General features: G+C 66.1%; 26 protein-coding genes and 2 pseudogenes. 19 read left to right on the forward strand and 9 right to left on the reverse strand.

Annotated elements, in window-relative coordinates; all coding sequences use genetic code 11:
• Positions 1-409 (reverse strand): annotated as a pseudogene (locus tag HMPREF0298_RS11760) (carboxyl transferase domain-containing protein); the annotation flags it as partial.
• A gap of 147 nt (positions 410-556) precedes the next feature.
• Here HMPREF0298_RS11760 and acpS point away from each other — a divergent pair.
• The 6 genes from acpS to HMPREF0298_RS02930 all read left to right on the forward strand — a co-directional run bounded on the left by acpS (position 557) and on the right by HMPREF0298_RS02930 (position 4,443).
• On the forward strand, positions 557-937 hold the full coding sequence (gene acpS, locus HMPREF0298_RS02905) for a holo-ACP synthase AcpS (RefSeq protein WP_006839601.1): 381 nt from the start codon (positions 557-559) through the stop codon (positions 935-937).
• Between the two features lie 122 nt (positions 938-1,059).
• Entirely contained in the window at positions 1,060-1,791 is a 732-nt protein-coding gene (locus HMPREF0298_RS02910; protein WP_169304953.1) for a biotin--[acetyl-CoA-carboxylase] ligase, read from the forward strand.
• Between the two features lie 10 nt (positions 1,792-1,801).
• Positions 1,802-2,266 carry a YdbT family protein gene (locus tag HMPREF0298_RS02915; RefSeq protein ID WP_006839603.1) on the forward strand — a complete coding sequence of 155 codons (465 nt, stop codon included), beginning with the start codon at positions 1,802-1,804 and terminating at the stop codon, positions 2,264-2,266.
• Between the two features lie 47 nt (positions 2,267-2,313).
• Positions 2,314-3,465, forward strand: coding sequence for a 5-(carboxyamino)imidazole ribonucleotide synthase (locus tag HMPREF0298_RS02920; RefSeq protein ID WP_006839604.1), 1,152 nt, complete (start codon positions 2,314-2,316; stop codon positions 3,463-3,465).
• Between the two features lie 5 nt (positions 3,466-3,470).
• Positions 3,471-3,971 (forward strand): 5-(carboxyamino)imidazole ribonucleotide mutase, encoded by a 501-nt coding sequence (purE, locus tag HMPREF0298_RS02925; RefSeq protein ID WP_040422216.1) that lies wholly within the window; start codon positions 3,471-3,473, stop codon positions 3,969-3,971.
• Positions 3,964-4,443 (forward strand): YdcF family protein, encoded by a 480-nt coding sequence (locus tag HMPREF0298_RS02930; RefSeq protein WP_006839606.1) that lies wholly within the window; start codon positions 3,964-3,966, stop codon positions 4,441-4,443. The genes purE and HMPREF0298_RS02930 overlap by 8 nt, the downstream gene beginning before the upstream one ends.
• Before the next feature lie 30 nt (positions 4,444-4,473).
• Here the strand turns inward: HMPREF0298_RS02930 and HMPREF0298_RS02935 are convergent, their stop codons facing one another.
• From HMPREF0298_RS02935 to HMPREF0298_RS02960, 6 genes are all read right to left on the reverse strand, one after another.
• The gene (locus HMPREF0298_RS02935) at positions 4,474-4,671 is read right to left on the reverse strand and encodes a PEP-CTERM sorting domain-containing protein (protein ID WP_006839607.1); all 198 of its coding nucleotides are present in this window, start codon (positions 4,669-4,671) and stop codon (positions 4,474-4,476) included.
• Complete coding sequence (locus HMPREF0298_RS02940; protein ID WP_006839608.1) at positions 4,671-5,492, reverse strand: carbohydrate ABC transporter permease; 822 nt, start codon at positions 5,490-5,492, stop codon at positions 4,671-4,673. Before HMPREF0298_RS02940 ends, HMPREF0298_RS02935 begins: the two co-directional genes overlap by 1 nt.
• A 3-nt stretch (positions 5,493-5,495) precedes the next feature.
• The gene (locus HMPREF0298_RS02945; protein ID WP_006839609.1) at positions 5,496-6,524 is read right to left on the reverse strand and encodes a carbohydrate ABC transporter permease; all 1,029 of its coding nucleotides are present in this window, start codon (positions 6,522-6,524) and stop codon (positions 5,496-5,498) included.
• Between the two features lie 116 nt (positions 6,525-6,640).
• Positions 6,641-7,927, reverse strand: coding sequence for an ABC transporter substrate-binding protein (locus HMPREF0298_RS02950; protein ID WP_006839610.1), 1,287 nt, complete (start codon positions 7,925-7,927; stop codon positions 6,641-6,643).
• A 128-nt stretch (positions 7,928-8,055) separates the two neighbouring features.
• On the reverse strand, positions 8,056-8,721 hold the full coding sequence (locus HMPREF0298_RS02955) for a TIGR03089 family protein (RefSeq protein WP_006839611.1): 666 nt from the start codon (positions 8,719-8,721) through the stop codon (positions 8,056-8,058).
• 17 nt (positions 8,722-8,738) lie between these two features.
• On the reverse strand, positions 8,739-10,274 hold the full coding sequence (locus HMPREF0298_RS02960; protein WP_006839612.1) for an LCP family protein: 1,536 nt from the start codon (positions 10,272-10,274) through the stop codon (positions 8,739-8,741).
• Between the two features lie 138 nt (positions 10,275-10,412).
• On the opposite strand from HMPREF0298_RS02960, the gene HMPREF0298_RS02965 reads away from it, so the two are divergent.
• The 3 genes from HMPREF0298_RS02965 to HMPREF0298_RS02975 all read left to right on the forward strand — a co-directional run bounded on the left by HMPREF0298_RS02965 (position 10,413) and on the right by HMPREF0298_RS02975 (position 12,937).
• Positions 10,413-11,303, forward strand: a complete 891-nt coding sequence (locus tag HMPREF0298_RS02965; protein WP_006839613.1) for a glycosyltransferase family 2 protein — start codon at positions 10,413-10,415, stop codon at positions 11,301-11,303.
• A 7-nt stretch (positions 11,304-11,310) separates the two neighbouring features.
• Positions 11,311-12,390, forward strand: coding sequence for a mannose-1-phosphate guanylyltransferase (gene manB, locus HMPREF0298_RS02970; protein ID WP_006839614.1), 1,080 nt, complete (start codon positions 11,311-11,313; stop codon positions 12,388-12,390).
• Positions 12,391-12,637: 247 nt separating this feature from the next.
• Positions 12,638-12,937 (forward strand): WhiB family transcriptional regulator, encoded by a 300-nt coding sequence (locus HMPREF0298_RS02975; RefSeq protein WP_040422218.1) that lies wholly within the window; start codon positions 12,638-12,640, stop codon positions 12,935-12,937.
• Here the strand turns inward: HMPREF0298_RS02975 and HMPREF0298_RS02980 are convergent, their stop codons facing one another.
• Complete coding sequence (locus HMPREF0298_RS02980) at positions 12,938-13,435, reverse strand: metallopeptidase family protein (protein ID WP_050758263.1); 498 nt, start codon at positions 13,433-13,435, stop codon at positions 12,938-12,940. It abuts the gene before it with no gap.
• Positions 13,436-13,530: 95 nt separating this feature from the next.
• Here HMPREF0298_RS02980 and HMPREF0298_RS02985 point away from each other — a divergent pair, with 95 nt between their 5' ends.
• The 3 genes from HMPREF0298_RS02985 to HMPREF0298_RS02995 are packed head-to-tail and all read left to right on the forward strand — an operon-like array spanning position 13,531 to position 16,398.
• Entirely contained in the window at positions 13,531-14,013 is a 483-nt protein-coding gene (locus HMPREF0298_RS02985) for a DUF3499 domain-containing protein (protein WP_083789490.1), read from the forward strand.
• Positions 14,014-14,023: 10 nt separating this feature from the next.
• A complete protein-coding gene (locus HMPREF0298_RS02990) occupies positions 14,024-15,397 on the forward strand; it encodes a phosphomannomutase/phosphoglucomutase (RefSeq protein ID WP_040422219.1) in 1,374 nt (457 codons plus the stop codon).
• Positions 15,398-15,417: 20 nt separating this feature from the next.
• Positions 15,418-16,398 carry a hypothetical protein gene (locus HMPREF0298_RS02995; protein WP_006839620.1) on the forward strand — a complete coding sequence of 327 codons (981 nt, stop codon included), beginning with the start codon at positions 15,418-15,420 and terminating at the stop codon, positions 16,396-16,398.
• Positions 16,399-16,558: 160 nt separating this feature from the next.
• Here HMPREF0298_RS02995 and HMPREF0298_RS03000 read toward each other — a convergent pair whose 3' ends face one another.
• Positions 16,559-17,119: a hypothetical protein gene (locus HMPREF0298_RS03000; protein WP_006839621.1), complete on the reverse strand. Its 561-nt coding sequence runs from the start codon at positions 17,117-17,119 to the stop codon at positions 16,559-16,561.
• Between the two features lie 226 nt (positions 17,120-17,345).
• Here HMPREF0298_RS03000 and HMPREF0298_RS03005 point away from each other — a divergent pair, with 226 nt between their 5' ends.
• The 7 genes and pseudogenes from HMPREF0298_RS03005 to HMPREF0298_RS12395 form a co-directional block, all read left to right on the forward strand.
• A complete protein-coding gene (locus HMPREF0298_RS03005) occupies positions 17,346-17,705 on the forward strand; it encodes a DUF4259 domain-containing protein (protein ID WP_006839622.1) in 360 nt (119 codons plus the stop codon).
• A 123-nt stretch (positions 17,706-17,828) separates the two neighbouring features.
• Positions 17,829-19,328, forward strand: coding sequence for an adenosylhomocysteinase (gene ahcY / locus HMPREF0298_RS03010; RefSeq protein WP_006839623.1), 1,500 nt, complete (start codon positions 17,829-17,831; stop codon positions 19,326-19,328).
• Positions 19,329-19,333: 5 nt separating this feature from the next.
• Positions 19,334-19,939, forward strand: coding sequence for a dTMP kinase (locus HMPREF0298_RS03015; protein WP_006839624.1), 606 nt, complete (start codon positions 19,334-19,336; stop codon positions 19,937-19,939).
• 9 nt (positions 19,940-19,948) lie between these two features.
• Complete coding sequence (gene mtrA, locus HMPREF0298_RS03020; RefSeq protein ID WP_006839625.1) at positions 19,949-20,632, forward strand: MtrAB system response regulator MtrA; 684 nt, start codon at positions 19,949-19,951, stop codon at positions 20,630-20,632.
• A 29-nt stretch (positions 20,633-20,661) separates the two neighbouring features.
• Positions 20,662-22,209, forward strand: a complete 1,548-nt coding sequence (gene mtrB / locus HMPREF0298_RS03025; RefSeq protein WP_006839626.1) for an MtrAB system histidine kinase MtrB — start codon at positions 20,662-20,664, stop codon at positions 22,207-22,209.
• Positions 22,210-22,212: 3 nt separating this feature from the next.
• The gene (locus tag HMPREF0298_RS03030; RefSeq protein ID WP_006839627.1) at positions 22,213-23,925 is read left to right on the forward strand and encodes an LpqB family beta-propeller domain-containing protein; all 1,713 of its coding nucleotides are present in this window, start codon (positions 22,213-22,215) and stop codon (positions 23,923-23,925) included.
• 7 nt (positions 23,926-23,932) lie between these two features.
• Positions 23,933-24,252, forward strand: a pseudogene (locus tag HMPREF0298_RS12395) (ComF family protein); the annotation flags it as partial.

Below are 24,252 nucleotides of genomic sequence, written 5' to 3' on the forward strand. Positions count from 1 at the left end.
TCCGGAAGTGACGGCGAGTTCCTGGATGGCGACCATTTTCTCACCATAGACCTCGCCGAGCGCGCCCCCGAAGACGGTGCCGTCCTGGGAGAAGATGCACACCTCGCGGCTATCGATGGTGCCGAAACCGGTGACAATGCCATCTGTGGGGGGGCTTGCCGTACATGCCGAAGTCGTGGGTGCGGTGGCGCGCGAGCTGACCAGTCTCGTGGAAGGAACCTTCGTCGAGGAGGTAGTCGAGGCGTTCGCGGGCGGTCATTCTGCCGGCGGCGCGGACCTTGTCGAGGGCGGAATTGCCTGAGGGGGTCAACGATTCCTCGCGACGGCGGCGCAGATCCTCCATTTTTTCGGCTGTTGTGCGGGGAACATCAGCCAATTCGTCTAATGGTTTGTAGGGCGAAAGCGTCATGGGAGGGAGGATAATTTCCTTCCGCGGCCACATGGCGAAGACTTACCAAAGAGTAGGTTACGTTCGGGTAAGTTACGTGTTTATGCTGCACGTTCGCCAAATTGTGATCTTGGACACCCTCGTACCAGGGAAAGGAATGTAAGTCAGATGCACGTCGGCACCGATATCGTCCATATTCCCGCCTTCGCCGCGCAGCTGGGCACATCCGGCTCCACCTTCAAGCACGTGTTTACCGAGCGAGAACTGCGTGACTGCGCGGCCAAGCCGTCGCGGGAGTCCTCCCTCGCCGCGCGCTGGGCTGCCAAGGAGGCGTATGTGAAAGCCTGGTCAGAGTCGCTCTACTGCGTACCGCCCGTGCTTGGCAACGTCGACTTCCGCGATATCGAGGTCGTGCCAGACGCATTCGGGCGCGTCGCTATCACCCTGCGGGGTGAGGTGGGAAAGGTGGGCCCGCCCGCGCAGTCGCTGTCGGTGTCCCACGACGGTGATTACGCGGTGGCGGTGTGCGTGGTGGGTCCGCAGGGGTGATCGTTTACTGGAAAACTTTCCAGTACTTAAAAGGCGCAGCTCACTGCCCTTTCCTACTGGAAAGCTACTGGAAAGTCCCGTGTTTCGCGTAGCAGCCGCCCACAGGCAATATGCTGGGGGTCATGACAGTCAAGGACATCCAACGCATCGCAGCCGACGTCGCCGACTCGTGGGACGACGTCCGCTGGGTCGAGACCATTGGCTCCACCAACACGGAGCTTCTGGCCACGGGCAAGCCTGGCAGCGTGCTTATCGCCGACGAACAGACCGCGGGGCGGGGCCGGATGGGCCGCGAGTGGGTTTCGCCGGCCGGCTCGATCCTCGCGCTGAGCGTGCTTGTCGACGCCCCCTTAACCGACAACCTGGGACTCGCCTCGCTCGCCGCCGGCCTCGCACTCACCGACGTCGTGCCGCAGGCCGAGTTGAAGTGGCCCAACGATGCCTTACTCAACGGCAAGAAGTTCGCGGGCATCCTCTCCGAGGCCGACATCACGGGCGATAGCCGCCGCGTTGTGGTGGGCATCGGCATCAATGCTGCGTGGCGAGCCGAGGACCTGCCGGTAGACAACGCAACCTCGCTCAACCTCGAGGGGATTGAGATCGACTTCGACGAGTTCACCATCGACCTGCTGCGGGCTCTGGCGACGCGCCTGGAGCAGTGGCAGACGGGTGACGGAAAGTTGCTGGAGAACTACCGCGCGGTGTGTTCGACCATCGGCAAGACGGTGCGCCTGGAGCGTCACGGCGGCGACGTCGAGGGAACGGTTGAAGACGTCACCGACGTCGGCGAGATCCTCATCGAAGGCACCGCCTACAGCGCAGGCGACGTGACCCACCTGCGCCCGGCCAACTAGCATTTGCGCCGTGGGAGACAATCGGGGCCTGCGACTGGCCAAGGGCGAAGTTGTGCTTGCAGACACGACCAGCCCGTTGACGACCCTGATTTTCCCTTTGCTCGAGTTCGTGGTGATCACCGGTGTGTGCTGGATGGCCATCGGGTGGATGGATGCGAACGGCATCTCACAGAGCCTGCGTAACCTCATCGTTCTCATCTGGGCCATCGTGGGTGTGGTGCGGTTTTGCTGGCCGCTGGCGACAAACAGGCGGCGCCGCTTCGTGGTGACCAACCACCGCGTGTTCGCGCGCAGCCGCCGTGGTGCGGTCGACTCCATCCCCTTCGGCCAGATTCACTCGGCGCACCGCGAACAGGGCGGGATTTCGCTGACGGTGTACGGCTTCGAGCGCCCGCTCTACTTCCCCGAGGTCGGCCGCAGCCGGAAGGTGGAGAAGATCCTCCACGGCCAGATCGCTCAGGCGCGTCGTTACTGAGCACGACGCGGGCGCTAAAGTAGGTGGGCGTGAGAGACGCTTACGGAATGCCCATTGTTACGGTCGTCGGCGACGGTCAACTCGCTCGCATGATGCACACCGAGGCCATTGAGCTCGGTGTGGCTCCGCGCGTCCTGGCTGGAGACGTCGAAAGTTCCGCCGCCCAAGTTTTCGGAGAGGTACGTATCGGCGATTACACCGACCTCGCCGATCTGAGGGCGGCCGCCGAGGGTGCTTCCGCCGTCACCTTCGACCATGAGCACGTGCCCAACGAGCACCTGCAGTCGCTTATCGACGCCGGCGTGGCCGTCGAACCTCGCCCCGCAGCACTGATCTACGCCCAGGACAAGCTCGAGCAGCGCACTCGCCTTTCCGAGCTCGGTGCCCCGGTTCCTCCGTTCGCCCCGATCGCCTCCGCAGCCGACGCTGCCCGCTTCTTCGACGAGGTCGACGGTGCGGTGTGCCTGAAGGCCACCCGCGGCGGATACGACGGGCACGGGGTGTGGTTCCCGTCATCGCGCGATGAATTCGAGGACCTGGTTGAGAAGCTGCTGGCCGCGGGTACTGCGCTCTACGCCGAAGCAAAGGTGCCGTTTGTCCGCGAGCTTTCGGCGATGGTGGCGCGCAACCGCTCCGGTCAGGTCGCCGCGTGGCCCGTTGTCGAGTCTCGCCAGGCCGACGGCGTGTGCCGCGTCGCGATCTCCCCAGCGCCGGGGTTGTCCGCCGAGCTCGCCGTGACCTGCCGCGACCTCGCGGTGCGTATCGCAGAGGAGCTCGATGTCACCGGTGTGCTCGCCGTCGAGTTGTTCGAGACCGCTGACGGCTCGGTGCTGGTCAACGAAATGGCCATGCGGCCGCACAATACCGGGCATTGGACCCAGGACGGCTGCGTAACCTCCCAGTTCGAGCAACACCTGCGCGCGGTGCTCGACTGGCCGCTGGGTTCGACAGAACCGACCGCCCCCGTGACAGTCATGGTCAACACCCTCGGCGGAGACGCGGACCCGGAGACGCCGATGGAGGAGCGCGTCATCGAGGTCATGCGCCGCTACCCCGACGCCAAGGTCCACCTCTACGGCAAGGACTATCGCCCGGGCCGAAAGATGGGCCACGTCAACGTCGCCGCCGACTCCCTTGAGCGCGCCTTGGAGGTCGCCGAAGACGCAGCGCACTACATCATCAACGCAGAATGGAAGTAGGGAATATGCAGCCGCTCGTTGGCCTGATCATGGGCTCCGACTCCGACTGGGACACCGTCGCGCCCGCCGCCGAGGTGCTGGCGCAGTTTTCCATCCCCTTCGAGGTCGGGGTTGTTTCCGCTCACCGCACCCCAGAGAAGATGCTGGCCTACGCCAAGTCGGCCCACGGCCGTGGCCTGAAAGTGATCATCGCCTGCGCCGGGGGAGCGGCCCACCTGCCCGGCATGGTCGCCGCGGCTACGCCGCTGCCCGTCATCGGGATCCCGCGGGCGCTCAAAGACCTCGATGGCCTGGATTCGTTGCTCTCCATTGTGCAGATGCCCGGCGGTGTGCCCGTGGCCACTGTCTCCATTGGCGGGGCGAAGAATGCGGGACTGCTCGCCGCGCGCATTATTGGCGTGTCCGACCCGGCTATGCTGGAAAAAATGGTCTCCTACCAGGCGGAAATGGCCGCCGAGGTGGAGCGCAAGGACGAGGCGCTGCGCGCGCGCCTGATGGGTGACTAGCCCCATCGTCGTGCTCGGCGCCCGGGTCATCGACGGGCGCCCCTCGCCGATGCTTGAAGCACGCTTGTCGACGGCCCTCTGCCTGTGGCGCAAGGATCCCTCGCGCCCCGTGGTTGTCAGCGGGCACCACGGCGAGGCTTCCGTGATGGCCTCCTGGCTCGCCGCTCACGGGGTGCTCGCCGCTGTCGAGGAACCGGCCGCGCGCTCAACCAACGAGAACCTGGAAAACTGCCACGCGCTGTTTCCCGGCACCACGCTGACCGTCGTCACCAGTAGCTTCCACGTGCTCCGCACGAAGTTGTGGGCGTGGCACCTCGGCATCCCCGTCGAGGTGGTCGCCGCCCCGACGCCCCCGCGCTCGCGGGTGAAGAACTACGTCCGCGAGATCGTGGCGCTGCCGCACTCGGCGGCGCGGGTGGCGTGGCGGCGTCTGCGTTCGTCGTCCGCCTGCCCCGGCCAACCCTCAGGTTAAGAACGGGGACGGGTCAAAAATGCCGCAGGATCAGGCGCCGGGGCCGGCGCGCCAGCGCAGCCACCGGCGCACCAGAAGGAACGTCGCCAAGCACAGCGCCCCGGCGAGCAGCCCCGGCCAAATCGCCGGCTCCGGCCGAAACAGGTTGAGCACCGCCTGCACCAGTGCCAGAACGGTAAAGAACCCGACAAACCCGATCAGGGTTTGCCAGACAAGGTCGCGGCGCACTATCCCTTGACCCCGCCCGCGGTCAGCCCGGAGACGATGCGGCGCTGGAACACCAGCACCATGATGATCAGCGGCACGGTGACCAAGGAACCAGCCGCCATGATGGACGCGTACGGGTACTCGAACGCGCTCGGCCCGCTAAAGCGCGCGATGGCCACGGTCACCGGCTCGGTAGCGGTGGTCGACAGCTGGCGGGCCAGCATGAACTCGTTCCAGGTGGTGATGAACGCCAAGATCGCGGTGGTAAAAATCGCGGGCGCCGCGAGAGGAAGCAGCACCAGGCGGAAGGCTTGTCCGCGTGTGGCGCCGTCGACACGCGCCGCCTGCTCCAGCTCCCACGGCAGTTGCTGGAAAAATGAGATGAGCGTGTAGATCGTCAGCGGCAGCGCAAACGAGATGTTCGGGATGATCATCGCGCGGTAGGTGCCAATCCAGCCCAAGTCGCCGAAGAGCTGGAACAGTGGGGTGACGAGCGCGATGCCCGGAAACATCGAGGCCGCGAGGATGACCCCGGTGACGATGCCCTTGCCGGGGAAGTCGAGGCGTGCGATCGCATAGGCGGTAAACACGCCGACGGCGACGGCGATCGCGGTCGTCGACAGTGAAATGATCAGCGAGTTACCGATCGCCCCGAGGAAATCGTTGCCCTTGTCCGTGGCCAGGGCGTCACGGAAGTTCTGCAGCGTGACGTGCGTGGGCCACGGTGTGGTGTCAAACGTGTGCGCGCTGTCGCGCAGCGCAGTGATGAGCATCCAGTAGAACGGGGCGAGGCCCCAGAACATGATGAAGATGACGCCCACGTAGTGCCAGATCTTTTTCATCGTTTAGACCTCCTGAGCCTTTGCGCCGCGCGCTTGTCGACGCCCCACCCAACGCCGCTTCTTTCCCTCGGTGCGCTCCACCCGCCCGACATCGGCGCCGAGGAAACGGATCATGACGAATGCGACGGCGAAGATGAGCAGGAAGATCAGGGTGGACAAGGCGGATGCAGAGTTGAAGCTGCCCTGGCGCATGTCCTCGACGACGAGCTGGGAGATCGTCGCCGTGGGGGAGTTCGACGAGCCGGAGATCATGATCACCGGCAGGTCGTACATGCGCAGCGCGTCGAGCGTGCGAAACAGCACGGCAACCATCAGCGCAGGGCGCACCAGAGGCAGGGTGATGCGGACGAACTGCTGCCATTTCGTGGCGCCGTCGACACGTGCGGCCTCGTAGACCTCGCGCGGGATCATCTGCAACCCGGCGAGGATGAGCAGCGCCATAAACGGCGCGGTCTTCCAGACGTCGGCGATGATCACGGCGGTTCGCGCGGCCCAGGGGTCCGTCGTCCACGCAATCGACGTGCCGAGCAGCGAGTTGACGATGCCGGACGGAGCGAACATGAACTGCCACAGCTTCGCCGTGACCGCCGTGGGGATCGCCCAGGGGATAAGGACCGCGGCGCGGATCAGCGCACGCCCGCGCGACGGGGTGTTCATGATCAGCGCCATGATCATGCCCAGGATCGTCTCAAGCAGCACGGTGACCACGGTGAAGAACAAGGTGATGCGCACCGCCGGCCAGAAGTCGGTGGCGAGCACGCCCGGCGGGCACACTCCGACGACGCCGGACGGCGACATGCAGCGGTTGGTAATCCAGTACAGGTAGTTGTCTAAACCGGCGAACCCGCCCTCGGTGAAGACCCCGGTGGCGGGGTCGAGGCGACGATTTGCCTGGAAGGACAGGAAGATCGCGCGAATAATCGGGTAGCCGATAACAACAGCCAGCACCGCCAGCGCCGGGGCGACGAGTAGAGCTGCCTTCCCCGTATCGCGCCGCGGGCGGGATGGTGTTGCTTTCACAGCTGTGGTCATGTGCACCTTCTTGCGAATAACTCACGGACGAAACGCCCGCATCTGTGGAACTAGAGTCTCACAGGTGCGGGCGTCGCGCGCTTTTAGGCAGCCCCAAGCAGTAGGGTCAGGCGGTTTTAGGAGGCCTGGCGGATCGCGGCGGCCATGTCCCGCGTGGCGTCATCGACGCTCTTGCCCGCGGTCAGGGCAGCGTAGGCGTTGTCCTGGATCGCCTTGGAGATGGCGGGGTAGAACGGCGAGACCGGGCGCGGCTTCGCGTTCTCCAGCGACTCCTTCAGCGCGGGCAGGTACGGGTGCTCCTCGATGAGAGCCTGGTCATCGTAGATGGAGGCCAGAACCGGCGGGAAGGACGCCTCAGCGAAGGAGAGCTGGTTCTCCTCGTTGATGATGAACTCGATGAAGTCGCGCGCGGTGGCCTTGTTTTCGGAGTTGACGTTGATGCCGTTGTTGTATCCGCCGAGCGTGGACACGCCCACGCCGTCCTTGCCCACCAGCGGCTGAACCTCGAACTGCAGTCCCTTCTCCACGGCGTTGGAGTACATGTACGGCCAGTTGATGGCGAATGCGGTCTCGCCTTCGGTGAACGCGAGGTTGGTCTCCTCCTCGGTCGCGGCGGTGGAAGCAGACGAGATGGTGCCGTCCGCGTAGGCGTCGACAAGCGCCTGCAGGCCCTCCTTCGCCTCGGCGGACTCAACCGTGGGCTGGCCCTGGTCGTCGAGGACCTCGCCGCCCCAGCCGTTGATGAAGCCCAGGCTGTTGACGGTCAGGCCCTCGTACTGCTTGAGCTGGGTGGTCAGGCAGTCTGCGTTTTCCACGGCCTCGCAGGCGGAGCGGATGTCATCGAAGGTGTCGGGGGCGTCGGCGACGAGCTCGGTGTTGCGGAACAGCAGCTGGCCGTTGGTGTTCTGCGGCACGGCGTAGAGCGTGTTGTTGTAGGTGGCGGACTCGACGGTGGCGTCGAGCAGCCCGGAGGTGTCCACTGCGTAGTCGCCCTCGAGCGGCTCGAGCCACTGGTTGGCGGCGAAGTCGGCGGTCCATACGACGTCGAGCGCCATGACGTCGTAGTCGGAGTTGCCAGCCTGAAGGGACTGCACCAGGGTGTCGCGCTGGTCGTCGGCCTCGCCGGCGAGCTCGTTGAGCGTGACCTGCTCGTCGGGGTGCTCAGCGTTCCACTTCTCGATGATCGGGACGATCTTGTCGGTGTCGTTGCGGCCCATGGCAAAGGTGATCGGGCCGCGGCCTTCACCCTCCGCGCCCGCCGTGGCGGTAGCGGCGTTGGTGGCCGAGTTGGTGGCGGGTTCGGAGGCGGAGTCGGAGCTCTCGGAGGAGCAAGCGACGAGTGTTGCGGAACCGAGGGCGGCAGCGCACAGCAGCGCGCCAGACTTACGTAGCGACATCTTCATCTGGTGAACCTTTCTTGATAAGGGGTGCCTTTACCGTAGTTAGTTAATGTGTACGAACGGGTTAGAATCTCCAACTAACCCTAATATGGGGGTAAAAGAACCTGAAAGCGGACGGTTACGCAGCAATCTTAACCTGCTGTTAAGAAATGCGTAACGTTCTCCGTCTCGGCGATCTCGCGCAGCCGCTCTGCCGAGGCCAACCCCGCTGCAACCACAACGGACCCGTCGGCGGCCAGCGGCGCGAGAACCGTGTTTTCGAAGTCAGCGGTCGTGCGCCACGGATCCACCATGTAGCGCTGCGGGCCGTACTCCGGCTTTGCCCAACGCCGCAGCTTAGGTGAGTCGCCGTAGTACACATCACCGTAAAAGCGCACGGTGGGACCGAAATCGACTGTCCCCGCGGGCACCTGCCCGCCCGCCTCTGCCACCCCGCGGCCGAACGGGTCGGTGGAGACGACGACCACTTCCGGTACCCCGGACCACTCGGCGGCGCGCTCCGCGTGGGTGAACACCACGTCCGGGGCAGCGTCCGTGGGGGCGTCGAAAAGCGGGGTGCGCGCGGAATTGAAGGTGCCCAGCGCGATAACCGCCGCCTGCCACGAAGCGGGCAGATCGATCACGACAACGGCGTCGGTGGCCAGCTCGAACTCCTCGTCGAGCATGTTGGCAATCTTGGCGGCCCAGTTATCCAGGGTCTGGGCGGAAAAATCCATGCGAGTGCCCGCGGTCTCGTCGTAGACGGTCAGTCGCGGGCTGGAGGGCTGGGAGGCGACAAGCGGTGCCATGATGCTCATGGCCGCCCATCATAGGTTTAGTTCACGCAGCGCGGGCCGTCGCCGCCGGCGTCGATCTGCGGGGCGACCTCGGCGGCGCCGAAGTCCTCGCCCGGAGTTCCCACCATCTCGGAGGCGCCCGAAGCGCCGCCGGCCGCTGGGGACTCAGCCCCGGAAGTGTCAATCGAGGTGCTGCTTGACGACGGCCCCGCGTAGTCGTCGGCAACCACGACAACGAGGCTCGTCGGTTCCAGCCCCTCGTTGGCGGTCACGGGCAGTCCGCCCAGCATCTCCGCGAGCGCCAGCGCGGCCGGGTCCTCGGGGTTGAGCGCGACGACCTGGGAGCCCGAGTACACCCCTGGCAGCGCGTTGGACACATCCGCTATTGTCGCGCCCTGCTCCTTGAGCCAGCCCGCGACTCCATCGGCCTGGCCCTCGATCTGCCCGGCGTTGAGGGCGAAGACCTCGTGTCCCGACAGGGGGGAGGCGGGCTCGCCCGGAGCGGGTGCGGCGGGTGCGGCGGGGGGAGCGACAACCTCGTCCATGAAACGCTGCACCTGCGCGACGTCGACGGTGACGATCGACTCGCCGTAATCGCCGACGCCGTCGACGGAGGTGACGGGGATGGTCGTGAACGTGATGTCGCCTGCGGCCAGGCCCGACATCTGCTGGGCGAAGCGCACCACGTCCCAGCCCTCGTCGAGGGTGACGGAGCGCTCGGCCGCGGTGCTCAGCTCGCGCAGCTTGGAGGGGTTGGCCAGGGTGCCGGCAGAGAGCATCTTCTGCGCCAGCGACGCCATGTACACCTGCTGGCGCACGATCCGGTCGAGGTCGCCGCGCGGCAGGTCGTGGCGCTGGCGGACAAACGACAGCGCCTGCGCGCCGTCCAGTGTCTGCTCGCCGGCGGGGAAGTTGGCGCCCGACAGCGGCTCGTCGACAGGCGCGTTGAGGCACACGTCCACACCGCCGACGGCATCGGTAAGCAGGGCGAAGCCCAACAGCCCGACCTGGGCGAAGTGGTCGACCTCAACGCCGGTGAGGTCCGCTACCGCCTTGATCAGGCCCTCCTGGCCGGCGCGGGCGACCTGCTGCTCCAATGACGCGCCCTCGCTCGTACCGGCGTTCACAAGCTCTTCGCGCTTGCGGCCCGCGTGCGCCGCGTACACCCCGTTGATCTTCATGTTCCCGAACTCATCGTGATGGATGTAGGTGTCGCGGGGAATCGATACCGCCGTTGCGCTGGAGCCGTCCTCGGGTATGCGGAGCACCATGATCGTGTCCGTATTGATCTCGCCCTCCGCGACGCCGGCGTTCAGGCGCGCAAGTTCCTCCTCGCTCAGCGGGTTGCCCTGAGCGTCCGTGCGGGAGTCGGAACCGACCAACAGGATGTCAACAGCGCCGTCGAGCACCTCGACATTTCTGTCGCGGTCGAGTTGCAGCTCAGAGGCGCTCAGGGATCCGCCGAGGCGGCCGACGGAGAAGTAGCCCGCGCCCGAGATGACAAGAATGAGCGCGGAGACGAATGCGAGGACGCCCTTGATGGCGGGGTGGCCGGACTGGCGTAGGTCCCTCATCCGCGAGGGAGCCGCCTGGATGTCGCGGACACGCCGTGCGTTGCGTCGGGGGTTCTCGGTCACGATCGGAAGTATACGACATCCGCCCGACAACCCCGTGTGCCGCAACCTTCCGTCGGAGGTGCTTCTGACTAGGCTGTGGGCATTGTGAACACACCTGCCAAGCCGCTTGCCGTTATCACGGTGACGTACTCGCCCGGGCGCCACCTGCGCTTCCTCGACGACACCGTGCGTAGCTCGACGAAGCGCCCGGTACTGCTGGTCTGCGCCGACAACGGTTCTTCGGACGGCTCGCCCGAGCAGCTCGCCGCCGGCCGAGACGACGTCGACGTGTTCTCCACCGGGGGAAACATCGGCTACGGTGGCGCGATCAACGCCGCGGTGAAGCGTTTGGCGAGGCGTCGACAAGCAGGCGAGATCGATCCCGACTACCTGCTCATTACCAACCCCGACGTGCGCTTTAGTCCTGGTTCTGTCGACGAACTGCTCGCCCGGCTGGCCGCGAATCCGCGCGCGGGTGCCGCCGGGCCGCGCATCGAGGAAGCGGACGGTTCGATCTATCCCAGCGCGCGCGAGGTCCCCGGCTTGCTCACCGGCATCGGGCACGCGCTGCTTGTCGACGCCTGGCCCAACAACCCGTTCACCCGCGCATACAGGGCGAACAGCGACATGGGCACCGAACGCACCGCGGGCTGGCTCTCCGGCGCCTGCCTCCTGGTCAGGTGGGAGGCCTTCGAAGACATCGGGGGTTTCGACGAGCGCTACTTCATGTACCTCGAAGACATCGACTTCGGCGACCGACTCAGCCGCGCGGGCTGGGACAATTTGTACTGCCCTTCGTCGGTGATCATGCACGATCAGGGCCACGTCGCCGGCAAGCACACGCGTGTTACCGTGCCGGCGCACCACAAATCCGCGTACCGTTTCCAAGCGGACAGGCACCCCGCCTGGTGGCAGGGTCCGATTCGCTTGGCACTGTGGCTCGGCCTGTGGGCCCGCGGCATTCTTCAGCAGACGAAAGGCTCCTAGAAAGATCATGACAGATCCAGCGCGCACCGACGCGGTCATCCTCGTAGGGGGGCGCGGCACCAGGCTTCGCCCGCTGACGGTGTCGACACCGAAACCCATGCTCCCCACCGCCGGGTTCCCTTTCCTCAGCCACCTGCTCGCCCGCATTCGTGCAGCAGGGATGCACCACGTCGTGCTGGGGACGTCGTTCAAAGCCGAGGTGTTCGAGGCGTACTTCGGCGACGGCTCCGACTGGGGCCTGGAAATCGAGTACGTCGTCGAGGAAGAGGCGCTGGGCACGGGCGGGGCGATCCGCAACGTGGCCGACAAGCTGCGCTACGACAACGCGGTGGTGTTCAACGGCGATGTCCTTTCTGGCGCCGACCTGAGCGATATCCTGGCCACACACACGGACAAAGACGCGGATGTCACCCTGCACCTTGTCCGCGTTCCGGACCCGCGCGCCTTTGGCTGCGTGCCCACGGACGACTCCGGCAACGTTCTCGAATTCCTGGAAAAGACCCCCGACCCGCCGACCGACCAGATCAACGCGGGCTGCTACGTGTTCAAACGCTCCGTGATCAACCAGATTCCGGAGGGGCGCGTCGTCTCTGTGGAGCGAGAGACGTTCCCGGGCCTTCTGTCCGAGGGCGCAAAGATCGTCGGCCACGTCGATACCTCCTACTGGCGCGACATGGGCCGCCCCGACGACTTCGTTCAGGGATCTTCCGATGTGGTGCGCGGCATTGCGTACTCGCCGCTGCTTGAGGGGCGTACCGGGGAGGCGTTCGTGGATGAGAGCGCCGGAATCGCCGGAGGGGTGATCCTGATGGGCGGCACGGCTGTGGGGCGCGGCTGCGAAATCGGTGCGGGTTGCCGCGTCGACGACAGTGTCATTTTCGACGGAGTGACCATCGAGCCCGGCGCCATGGTGCGCGGGTCCATTATTGCGGCCGGGGCGCGCATCGGCGCCAATGCGCGGATCGTCGACTGCGTCGTGGGCGAGGGTGCACAGATCGGGGCCCGCTGTGAGCTCCAGGCCGGGATGCGTGTCTGGCCGGGCGTGGTTATTCCCGATTCGGGAATCCGATTTTCTCCCGACGCGTAGCGACACGCCGATACGGAGGCAATTAGGTGTTCTACGCCACGAGCGCCACTACATATAGCACCCCCGTGTTTTACCCCCACCCCCGGCGGAATGTTACTGATGTGACGGATGTGATTATTGGCGCGGTTTTCATCGCGCTTCACCCCGGCTGCGTCGAAAACGTGTTGCGGGCCTGCGCTTAGTCGGTGTGTAATCGCTGTTGTAATCACAGGCATGTAAGCAACCCACAACGGAGGAAGGGGACGGCGTGGACAATATGGCTGACAACGCCATTCTCCGTGGCGCAGCTGCGGGCGGGATGACCCTCGATGAGCTCTTCGGCACCGTCGAACAGGAGTGGCAGGATCAGGCCCTCTGCGCCCAGACCGACCCCGAGGCGTTCTTCCCGGAAAAAGGCGGCTCCACCCGCGAGGCAAAGCGCATTTGCCAGGCCTGCGCGGTGCGCGACGAGTGCCTTGAGTACGCGCTCGAGCACGATGAGCGCTTTGGTATCTGGGGCGGTCTCTCCGACCGCGAGCGTCGTCGCCTGAAGAAGCAGATCGGCTAACTACCACCCGAATTCTGGGTCAAGATCCCGCGGGTCCATATTCAGGTGGTTCGCCACCAGTGCCGTGAGAATCCACGTCAGCATCTCCGAGCGCTCAGCCGTGGTCTTTGCCCGGCGCTCCACCGGCATCCGGAAAACGATGATCCGGGCCCTGGTCGGGTTGCCGTACCGGTCCACGCCCGCACCCAGGATGCGCCCCAGCGGCACGGGCCCGTCGGCGACAGTGTCGTCGGGCATCACCGAGTCCGGCCGCAGGCGCATCCGCGGAATCGTGTCCACAGCGAGGTCGACCCCGGCGAGCTGGTCGAAGTAGGCGTTGTGCAGCGGGGCGTAAGCTTCGAGGACAAGCTGATCGAAAGCCATGGAGCGAGTCCTGTAGCGCGGCACAGCGACAGGCAGCAGCGGCCCGCGCGGCCCGCGCCCCCTGCGGTCGTGGGCGGGCCGCAGATGTGCAAGCCGCGGCTGTCGGCCTGGCTGCGGGGAATCGGCGGGGCTCATAGCGCCTTATGATAGGACTTCAGTAGGTGTCGTCGCGGCCTACCACGCCGCGTGTCACTCGCCAGATCTCAAGGAGAGGTTTAGACTTGGCTCCCGTGAACACCTTCCGTCGTTGCTGCCGTCCCGGCTGCGGCAGGCCTGCCGTGGCCACGCTCATCTACGCGTACGCGGATTCCACCGCCGTCGTCGGCCCGCTCGCGCCCGTGGCTGAGCCGCACTCCTGGGACCTCTGCGAACGCCACTCCGCCAACATCTCAGCACCGGTCGGCTGGGACATGGTGCGCGTGGAGCACGTCGAGATCGACGACGAGCTCGAGGACATGGAGGAAGCCGATCTCACCGCCCTCGCGGAGGCGGTGCGCGAGGCGGGTCGGGTCACCACCGGGCTCGTCGACACCAGCCAGGACCCCATCGAGTACGCGGCCAACCACGACTTCGGCGACCCCGGCACCTCCAATCACCCGGTGCACCGCACCAAGCGCGTCGAGGAGCAGATCAACGCCGCCAAGGCGGCGCGCCGCTCCCACCTCCGCGTCGTCCCGGACCCGACCCGGGAGAATGTCGAGCGCGACAACTAGGATTGCCGCCATGGCAATCACGCACACGCAAGAGTCCATCACCAAGGCCATCAAGGCGTACGACATCCGCGGTATCGTCGGCGAGACAATCGATGAGCAGTTCGTCTCCGACGCCGGCGCGGCATTCGCTCACATCCTGCGCGGCGAGGGGGAAACCCGCATCGCCGTCGGTTACGACATGCGACCCTCGTCCCCAGCACTGGCCGGAGCTTTCGCGCGTGGCGCGGCTTCCCAAGGGCTCGACGTCGTCGAGCTCGGCCTGACGTCGACCGACGAGCTGTATTTCGCCTCCGGCAGCCTCGGGTGCGCTGGTGCCATGTTCACCGCCTCCCACAACCCCGCCCAGTACAACGGCATCAAGCTGTGCCGCGCCGGGGCGAAACCCGTCAGCACCGACACCGGGCTTGCCACGATGTCCGAGCTGATTCTAGGCGGCGTACCGGAGTACGGCGGCGCTGCCGGGAGCGTCGACAGGCGCGATGTGCTCAGCGACTACGCCGACTTCCTGCGCGAGCTGGTGCCCGTGCCGTCTCGGCACGCACTGGTCGTCGCTGTCGACGCCGCGAACGGAATGGCCGGTCTAACCGTGCCCGCGGTCTTGGACGGAGTTGACGTGCGCCCGCTCTACTTCGAACTCGACGGCACCTTCCCCAACCACGAAGCCAACCCGCTGGACGCGAAGAACCTCGAAGACCTGCAGAAGTTCGTTGTCGAGCAGGGCGCGGACATCGGGCTGGCTTTCGACGGCGACGCGGACCGCTGCTTCGTCGTCGACGAGCGGGGCGAACCGGTTTCCCCCTCCGCGATCACCGCTCTCGTGGCCTCGCGCACGCTCACCGAGCACCCGGGGGCGACGATCATCCACAACGCGATCACCTCGCGCGCGGTGCCTGAAATCGTCGCCGAGCAGGGCGGCACGGCCGTGCGCACGCGAGTCGGCCACTCCTACATCAAGGCGCACATGGCGGAAACAGGCGCGCTTTTCGGCGGTGAACACTCCGCCCACTACTACTTCGCCGAGTTCTTCAACGCCGACTCCGGCCTGCTCGCCGCGCTCCACGTGCTCGCCGCGCTCGCCGAGCAGGACCTGCCCTTGAGCGAGCTCATGGGCGAGTACGACCGCTACGCCGCCTCCGGCGAGATCAACTCCGAAGTCGACGACCAGAACGCTGCGACCGAGCGCGTTGTCGAGGCATTTGCGGAGCGTGCGGTGGGCGTCGACAAGCTCGATGGCGTCACCGTCGAGCTGAGCGAGACCCCGCCGGTGTGGTTCAACGTCCGCGCCTCCAACACCGAGCCGCTGCTGCGCCTCAACGCTGAGGCCCCGACGCGCGCTGAAGTGGACGCGATCGTCGAGGAAGTCCTCGGCATCATCCGGGCGTAGCCGCCACGTAGGCTGGGCCCATGGAACCCATGGAGGATCGAAGCTACTACGACGGTGCCGGCAACTACGACCGTGAGACCGTGTTGTTTTTCGACGTCGCGCACGAAGGCGCGCAGCTGCGGGCGGTGGCTGAGGCGGCGCAGCAGCTGGACTCGCTGCGCGCGATTGCCCCGCGAAGCATGGTTGTGATCGCGACCGACCAGATCGCGCGCGCCGCCGCTCAAGCCGCAGTGGACCTGCGCTCGCCCCTGGCGCTCCCCGTGGTGGTGACGCCGGCGCTGCCGAGCTACGTCGGGCCGCTCGACATCGTCGTCATCGTGGGTGACGCCGCCGATGACGAGGCGGCCTCGCGCGCTCTGCTCACCGCGTCTGCCCGCGGAGCCGAGACCATTCTGGCCGGCCCGGCGCACGGCCCGCTTATCGACGACGCCCCCGACGCCACCTTGGTCATCCCCGCGCTGCCCACCACAGCGGGCTCCTCGCCGCTGCGAGCTTTCGGGGTGCTCACCGCGGTGCTGGACGCCCTCGAGCAGCCGGTGGAGCTCATCGCCACCCGCCTGCAGGCGATGGCAGGCGACGTCGACGACGAGCTCGTGGCGCTCAGCCCACAGCGAGATGAAGCGGTCAACGCCGCGCGTCAGTTGCGTGCGCACGCGGCGGGGTCGCGCGTCATCCACACAGGTTTCGAGCGCTGCGGGCACGCCGTGGCGTCCGTCGCGGCGCAGGTGTGGTCGGCGCGCTCGATGGCGTCGGGCTACGTGGACCACCGTGAGCTCGATCGGGCGGTGGAACAACCCGCCCGCGACATCTTCCACGACCCGTTCATCGACGGCGAGCAGCACCGGGTCGCGCTGAAGGTTGTGGTGTGGAACCACACCGAGGTCGCGCTCGCCAACGCCAGTGCGCAGTGGTGCGAACCATCGCCGGTGGGAGAGGAAACAACCGCCGCCCGGCTCATAGTCCGTGCGCTGGCCGCGACCGCAATGGACGAGTCCGCTTAAGTTCGGCCTATTGGAACACCCGCTGCAGGCGTTCCCACAGGTTTGTCGGATCGGTGGATGTGGGAAGGGCCTGCTCAATCGGGTCCGGAAGCTGCTGGGGAGTGACGGGCCGCGTGGCCGGGGCAGAAGTGACCGGGGCAGTGGCGGCCGGGTTCTGGGCCTAGGTGGACTCAGCGGCCGACGTTTCAGGCGCCGTGGTGCCGGTTGTATCCGTTGCGGACGTGGCCGGCGGGGCAGTCGGGGCGGTCGTTTCCGGCGTGGCGTCAGCCGGGGTCGCCGGGGTGGGCTCAATTGACTGCCCGGTGGGGCGCACCGGGGTGAGATCTGTGCTCAGCGCGTCGCCCTGCGGCGCGATGACGGAGGTGGGAACGACGTTGGACGGGCGGTAAACGCGCGTCGGAGTGGCCGCGCGCGGCGCCGGGTTGACCACTGCGTTGGGCGGCAATAGCGGATCACGCTCTGCGGCAGCCGGATCCGCATCGCCCTGCGTGGGCGCGGTGCGATCGCGATCTGCGGGCGCGGTCGACTCGGGCGAGGCGGCACTGCGCATCACGGGCTGGCTCGTCGGCTCGCTGCTGGCGGGTTCAGTTGCGTCCGCCAGGTAGGCGGGATTCGCAGCTGTAGAGGGCGATGACATCTTCCACACCACCACGCCGACTCCGATGGCGAGGGCGAGACCGACCGCCATGAAGACAGAGACGATGCGCTTTGAGTCGTTCATGGCGTGCCCCCTTTCCCGGGATTAGTTACAGCTTAGTAACGGTTTGATACCGACTGTGCTTTTATAGTACGTCGCCGGCCATTTGGAAAGCCACCACACCGACGTAAACGTGCGCAAAGGTGGTAGCCACTAGACAGATGGCGTACTAAGGGGATAGCAATGACATTTAAAAAGCAGGTGGCGCATTCCACCTGCGCTCCGCACCACAGACAGGAGACCAACAGCAATGAGCGCCTGGGACAAGGACATCTTTTCGTGGGAAGTCAACGTCGACTTCCTCGATGATCTCTCCGAGCTCGACCCTGACGACGTCGCCGAGGCCGTCCGAGACGCGGTTCTTCTCGCCGCCAACGGCGACTCGGCAACGGAGGAGGAAATCGCCAACGGCCTCGCTGCGGCGACGATCGCGGCGATCTGGGCTGGCGCTCCGTTCAGCGCCGGGGAGATCGTCGACAGCTACCCGTTTATTCGCTCCGCCTCGGCAGAGATCGACGAAAAGCTCGCGGAAGCCGCGGCATCCGTCCTTGAGGCTGCGGATACCGACGACGACCAGGACGTCGACCCTTTCGTCGAAGCGCTTTCCTAAACGCCGCCCCGCTGCGCGCGGGCGCGCGGCAGATCCGGGGAGGCCGGGCGACTATGGTGGGAGCGAACTATCAATGGGCTGAGCTTTCCTGAGCCCTTACACAGCTGGGAGTAGCAACACAAGATGAATGACGCGAGCGGCGTGGACAACCACAGCAACGACGGCAGAACCGAATACAAGGCCGAGTATAAGGCCGAGTACAAGATCGCCGACATCAGCCTCCACGAGGCCGGACGCAGGCAAATCGAGCTCGCCGAGTACGAGATGCCGGGCCTGATGCAGCTGCGCCGCGAGTACGCCGAGGAGCAACCTTTGGCGGGCGCGCGCATCTCCGGGTCGATCCACATGACCACGCAGACCGCGGTGCTCATTGAAACGCTTGTCGCGCTCGGCGCGCAGGTCCGCTGGTCGTCCTGCAACATTTTCTCCACGGAGGACGCGGCCGCTGCGGCTGTCGTGGTGGGTAAGGACGGCACCCCGGACAACCCACAGGGCGTGCCCGTGTTCGCCTGGAAGGGCGAGACCCTCGACGAGTACTGGTGGTGCGTGCGCCAGATCTTCAACTGGGGCGAGGGCGTGTACCCGAACATGATTCTTGACGACGGCGGCGACGCCACTATGGCCGTGATCAAGGGCATGGAGTTTGAGAAGGCCGGTGCGGTGCCCAACTCCCAGCCCGGCGACTCCGACGAGCAGGTCGCGTTCTACTCCATGCTGCGCGAAACGCTCGCCGCCGACAGCGGCGTGTGGACGGCGACGGCGGCCGCGGTCAAGGGCGTAACAGAAGAGACCACCACGGGCGTGCATCGTCTCTACCACTTCGCCAGGGAGGGCATTTTGCCCTTCCCGGCAATGAACGTCAACGACGCGGTGACCAAGTCGAAGTTCGACAACCGCTACGGCACCCGCCACTCCGTCATCGACGGCATCAACCGCGGCACCGACGTGCTCATCGCGGGCAAGAAGGCACTGGTGTGCGGCTACGGCGACGTCGGCAAGGGCGTCGCCGAGGCGCTCGACGGCCAGGGCGCGATCGTGTCCGTCACCGAAATCGACCCGATCAACGCCCTGCAGGCGCTGATGGACGGCTACCGCGTTGTCACCGTCGACGAGGCCATCGCCGAGTCGGACATCGTGATCACCGCCACCGGCAACCTGGGGATTATCACCTTCGGCGACATGCTGAAGATGAAGGACCACGCGGTGCTGGGCAACATCGGCCACTTCGACAACGAGATTGACATGCACTCGCTGCTGCACCGCGACGACGTCAGCCGCACCCCAATCAAGCCGCAGGTGGACCTGTTCCACCTGCCGTCCGGCAACTCGATCATCGTGCTGTCCGAGGGCCGCCTGCTCAACCTGGGCAACGCCACTGGCCACCCGTCGTTCGTGATGTCGAACTCGTTCGCTGACCAGACGATTGCCCAGATCGAGCTGTTCACCAACGGCGCGCAGTACGACAACGAGGTTTACCGTCTGCCGAAGAACCTCGACGAGAAGGTCGCCCGCATCCATGTCGAGGCCCTCGGCGGCACGCTCACGGAGTTGACCAAGGAGCAGGCGGAGTACATCGGCGTCGATGTCGCCGGCCCGTTCAAGCCGGAGCACTACCGCTACTAGGCGCCATGATCATCGCGGTAGAGGGAATCGACGGCGCCGGCAAAAATACGCTGGTTAACGCCATCAAGGGTGAGCTGGGTGCGGAGACGGTTGCGTTTCCGCGCTACGCGGATTCGATTTACGCGCAACTCGCCCGGGAGGCGCTTCACGGCCGGATGGGCGATCTGGTGGACTCGGCGCACGGCATGGCAACCCTGTTCGCGCTGGATCGAGCGGGAGCCAAGCCTCTTCTCGACACCTTCGCCACCGCCCCGGACAAGATCATCATCCTCGACCGCTACGTCGCCTCGAACGCCGCGTACACGGCGGCGCGCACGGGCGACGACGCGGCGGCCCGGTGGGTCTTCGAGCTCGAGTTCGTCCGCCTCGGCCTGCCCCGGCCCGACCTGCAGGTGCTGGTGGACACCGACCCCGCCGAGGCGGGGCAGCGCGCCCGTCGTCGAGAGGAGGGCGACGCCGAGCGGGTGCGCGACCGCTACGAGAGCGACGCATCGCTGCAGCAGGACACGTTCGCGGCCTACGTGCGCCTCGCGGAAACCGGGTGGGCGGGTCGATGGGTCGTAACGTCCGACGCTGCGACTATCATGCAAGCGGTAGAGGACCTACGTTAAGGAGTCGTCGTGCCCCACAGGATTTTGGTCGTCGAAGATGACCCAGCGATCAACGAGATGCTGACCATCGTTTTGGAGTCGGAAGGCTTCGAGACGCAGTCGGTGACCGACGGCGCGGAGGCGGTTCCGGTTTTCAACGACTACGACCCCGACATCGTCTTGCTGGACTTGATGCTGCCCGGGATGAACGGCGTGGACATTTGCCGCGAGATCCGCAAGGTCTCCGCGGTGCCGATTGTGATGCTCACCGCGAAGACGGACACCGTCGACGTCGTGTTGGGCTTGGAGTCGGGGGCAGACGACTACATCACCAAGCCGTTCAAGCCGAAGGAGCTCATCGCGCGCATTCGTGCCCGGCTGCGCCGCACCGAGGAGGAGCCCGCCGAGGTGCTTACCATCGGCGACCTCACCATCGACGTGCCGCAGCACATGGTCACGCGCGACGGCGCCGAGATCGCCCTGACCCCACTCGAGCTTGATCTGCTCCTGGAGATGGCGCGCAAGCCCAACCAGGTCCATGCCCGTGAGGAGCTGCTGGAATCCGTCTGGGGCTACCGCAACGCTTCCGACACCCGTCTTGTCAACGTCCACGTTCAGCGCCTGCGTTCGAAGATTGAGCACGATCCGGAGAACCCGGAGATCGTTTTGACCGTGCGCGGCGTCGGGTATAAGACGGGCAAGCCGGGGGTGTAAGACTTCTGAACACTAACCCCGTTCGGCGGGTGCGGGAGCACGTCGCCGAGGCATGGCGCACGTCCCTGCAGGTCAGGTTCGTGGGCACGGTGCTGATCGTGTCCACCGCGGTCATGCTGGTCCTGGGCTTTGCGTTGGCCTCGGTGGTGGCCCAGAGGGTGACCACCGCGAAGGTGGGCCTGGCGACGACGGAAATCGAGCGCGCCCGGGTGGTGGCCGAGGAGCAGATCGACGGCTCTGGGTCGACGGGGTCAACCCAGACTCGCTTAAACTCCGCGCGCGCCGTGCTGGGGCAGAGGTCGCAGCAGGATTCGGAGGCTGCCGCCGTCTACGAGCCGGTGCTGCTGTTAGAAAACGCCGACGGCTCGCTGACCACCTCGCCGGAGGGATACGAGGTGCCGGAGCGGCTGCGCCAGTTCGTTTCCGAGGGCAATGTCGCCTACCAGTTCCACGAGGCGCTGCGTTCCGACGGCTCAAGTTACAAGGCCCTGATCGTGGGCACCCCGACCAGCTCGGATATCCCGGGCCTGCAGGTGTATTTGGTGATGAGCATGGAGGCCGAGGCGTCGACGCTTGCGCTGATGCGCGGCCTGTTGGTCTCGGCCATCCTCGTCGTGGTGGTCCTGCTCGTCGGCATCGCGTGGCTTGCCTCCCAGCAGATTGTCGCGCCCGTGCGGTCGGCGTCGCGCACGGCGAAGCGCTTCGCTGCCGGGCACTTGCGCGAGCGAATGCCCGTCGATGGCGAAGACGAGATGGCGGTCTTGGCACTGTCTTTCAACGACATGGCGGATAAGCTGTCGCGCCAGATCACTCAGCTGGAGAAGTACGGCGATCTGCAGCGGCAGTTCACCTCCGATGTTTCGCACGAGCTGCGCACCCCGCTGACCACGGTGCGCATGGCGGCGGACATGATCGCCTCCGACCCGGACAGCTTGGAGCCGACCACGAGGCGCGCCTCCGAGCTGATGACGCGTGAGCTCGACCGCTTCGAGGAGTTGCTGGGGGACCTGCTCGAGATTTCGCGTCACGACGCTGGCGTGGCCGACCTCTCGCCCGCGAAGATGGATGCCCGCGCCCCGATTGAAGCGGCGTGGCAGCACACGCGACACCTGGCTGACGAGCTCGACGTTGAGGTGAACTTCATCGTCCCGGACGAGCCGGTGCAGATCGAGGGCGACTCCCGGCGCATCGAGCGCGTGATCCGCAACCTCATCGCGAACGCCGTGGACCACTCCGAGGGCAACCCCGTGACGGTGGAGCTAACGCAGAACGACGAGGCGGTCGCGATCACGGTGACCGACGAGGGCATCGGACTCAAGCCCGGGCAGGAAGATCTTGTGTTTAACCGCTTCTGGCGCGCGGACAAGTCGCGCAAGCGCCACTCGGGAGGCACCGGCCTGGGCCTGGCGATTGCGCGTGAAGACGCCCTGCTGCACAAGGGAACCCTTGACGCGGCGGGTACCGTCAACGTTGGATCGCAGTTCCGCCTTGTCCTTCCGCGAGACCCGCGCACGGGGTTTGTCACCGCCCCGGTTGACCTGAAAGCGCCCACGGCGCGAACGGCGAAAGGAGCCTAAGTGATGCGTAGTTTCCGCGCGCGGCCCAGCCGTGTTGTTTCGGCGCTCGCGGCGCTGACCGCGGTCGCGCTGGTTACGTCCTGCGCCTCACTGCCGACGGATTCGGCACCGCAGGTGATCCGGCGTTACGAGGCACCAACGCAGGCCAACCCCGACATCACCCCTGCCCCGGACAGCGACCCGGACGTGCTGCTGCGCGACTTCTTCGCGGCCTCCGCGGTGCCGGCGGGCAACTACGAGGGTGCGAAGAGCTTTCTCACGGACGCGGCGCGCCAGGCCTGGGACCCCAGCGCCTCGACGATCGTCGTGGACAGGATCAGCGTGAACACCCTGGCTAGTGGAGGTGACACCCAGAGCTTCAACGTGCAGGGCAACGTCATCGGGGAGTTGCGACCGGGCGGCTCTTTTATCCCCGCGCGCCAGGGTTACGAGGCGACGATGGAGGTCCAGCGCGTCGACGGCCAGTGGCGGATTTCGTCCCTGCCGGCCGGTGCTGTGATCGAGCGCACGGAAATGCGCAACCGCTACCAGCCGTTTAACCTGTACTTCTTCAACCGCGACGGCACTCAACTCGTGCCGGATCGTCGCTGGGTGTTCGTCGAGCGTGACACCTTGGAAACCACGCTGATTACGCTTCTGCTTCGCGGTCCCTCGGAGCGGGTACGCACGGCGCTCAAGTTCGATCTTCCTGCCGAGGCCGCCTACACCGGGGTGGAAGACGGTGCGTACACGTTCACGGGTCTAAGCGGGTTGGGGGAGCAGGAGCGCCTGCGCTTCGCGGCCCAGCTGGTGTGGACCTTGGCCGGTGCCGGTGTGAGCGGGCCGATTGCGATCTACGCCGACGGTGATCCTCTGCTGCCGGGAACGGAAAGCTTCTCACGCGAGGACTTCCCCAACGTCAGCCCGACGGCGACGGTGGAGGAAGAGCGGCTTTACACCCTGGCGGGTGGACGCCTGTTCGAGGTGGCCGAGGAGAAGGCACAGCCGATGGATGGCAGGGTTGCTGAGCAGGGCAATATCGTCGCCGCTGACGTCACCGCGGCTGGTGACTACGCAATCATCACCGGTGCTGAGGGGGACGAGGTGTTCCGCGCGGGAGCGTTTGAGCAGGGTGCGCGCGAGATTTTTAGGGGCGATAACTTCACGCGACCGACGTTTGAGAGCTCAGGCTCCGGGATCTGGACGGTCATGAATGGCCGCCAGGTGCAGCGCGCCGTGCGCACCGCATCCGGGGAATACGCCACCACAGAAGTCCCGGTCGAGCTGCCGCAGGGCGTCGACGGAAGTATTTCGGTGCTGCGGCTGTCCAACACGGGGGTTCGCGCGGTCATGGTGATCGAGGGCACGCTGTATACCGGCATTGTTGAGCAGTACGGCGACGGCGAGCGCCGCGTGATTAACGTTCTGGAGTACGCGCCGGATTTGGCGGGCAGCGTGATTTCGGCGGACTGGCAGCCTGACGGGTCGATCATCGCGGGTACCAGTAACCCGGGCTCGCCGGTGGTGCGCGTGGAGCAGGACGGGTCGGGGACGACGGGCAAGCCGGTCGGCAACATCACTGCGCCGGTCGTGGCTGTCGCGGCGGGGGCGGACATGATCTACGCCACAGACGCGAACGCGGTGCTGCAGCTGCCGTCGGGTGCGACAGACGTCCCGAACTGGCGCGAGGTGCCTGGGTTGCAGGGTGTGCGATCCGTTCCGATTGTGGCCCGGTAGGCCGGAAATGTTTGAGCTGGTCCTGCCGCGGCGCTGCGCGGGGTGCGCGGCGGCGGGCCAGGTTCTGTGCGAAAAGTGCCAACACGCGCTCGCTGCGCTGCCGTACCGCGTGAGTACGGGCGTCGATACGCTCGCGCCCGTGTTCGTGCTCGGCCCGTACGCGGGCGCGCACCGCGGCATTGTGCTGTCAATGAAGGAGCGCGCCAACCTCGCTGTACGCAGGCACGCGGGCATGCTTCTCGACGCCGCCCTGACGCACCTCGAGGCCCGCGGTGAGATCCCGGAGGGGGCGGTGCTGGTGCCCGCCCCGACGCGCCGGGCAGCGGC

This window comes from Corynebacterium lipophiloflavum DSM 44291 (genome assembly GCF_000159635.1).
GTDB lineage: Bacteria > Actinomycetota > Actinomycetes > Mycobacteriales > Mycobacteriaceae > Corynebacterium > Corynebacterium lipophiloflavum.